At 70.9% G+C, this 896-nt stretch carries 1 protein-coding gene; it reads left to right on the forward strand.

The window, feature by feature from the left end:
* Nucleotides 1–250: 250 nt before the first annotated feature.
* The coding region (locus DMP05_RS09635) for a transposase (protein ID WP_161957539.1) at nucleotides 251–896 on the forward strand (646 nt) is incomplete at its 3' end.

Raw genomic sequence — 896 nt, forward strand, 5'->3', positions numbered from 1 at the left:
CATACGGCGAGGGCCGCGCCCCCGGTCCCCGGGGCGCGGCCCTCTTGCTTAAACTGCTCAATTTTTCGTGCTCACGGTGCTCATTTCCCAGTGATCACTCGGACCACTTCTTAGTGAACATCAACAGGCCGAGCGCATCGTCGTGAGCGTCCGGCCCTACAAGCGCGAGCAGCGCCGCTGCCCCGTATGCGGCAGGGCCTGCGACTTCTACGACATGGCGAACCGCGGGGCCCCCAGGCTGTGGAGGGCGATGGACCTGGCGCGCTCGGCCTGCTACCTGGAGTACGCGCCCTGCAGGGTGCGCTGCCCGGAGCACGGCGTGCGCACCGAGGCCGTCCCCTGGGCGCGGCACGGGGCGCGCTTCACGCGCGACTTCGAGGACTGGGTGGCGTGGCTGGCGGTCCGCTGCACCGCCTCGGCGGTCTCCGAGCTCGCCCGCGTCGAGTGGCACAGCGTGGGCGGCGTGTGCAGGCGCGTCTACGCCGAGCTGGAGGCCGCGCGCGGCGCCTCGAGGTTCGACGGCGTGCGCCGCATCGGCATCGACGAGACGTCGTACAAGAAGGGCCACAAGTACGTCACGGTGGTCGTCGACCACGACCGCGGCTGCCTCATCTGGGCGCACGAGGGCACCGGCAAGGACGTGCTCAACCTGTTCCTCGACGAGCTCACGCGCGAGCAGAGGCGCGCCATAGAGGTGGTGACCGCCGACGGCGCGAGGTGGATAAGGCAGCTGGTCAAGCGCCGCTGCCCCAACGCGAGGTGGGTCATGGACCCCTTCCACGTGGTCCAGTGGATGAACGACGCGCTCGACGCCGTGCGCTGCGAGGAGTGGAACGCCGCCAGGGCCGCCGCCAGGGCCGCCAGGCCCAGGCCCGAGGGCAAGCGCGGCAGGCCTG

Source organism: Slackia isoflavoniconvertens (assembly GCF_003725955.1).
Classification (GTDB): domain Bacteria; phylum Actinomycetota; class Coriobacteriia; order Coriobacteriales; family Eggerthellaceae; genus Slackia; species Slackia isoflavoniconvertens.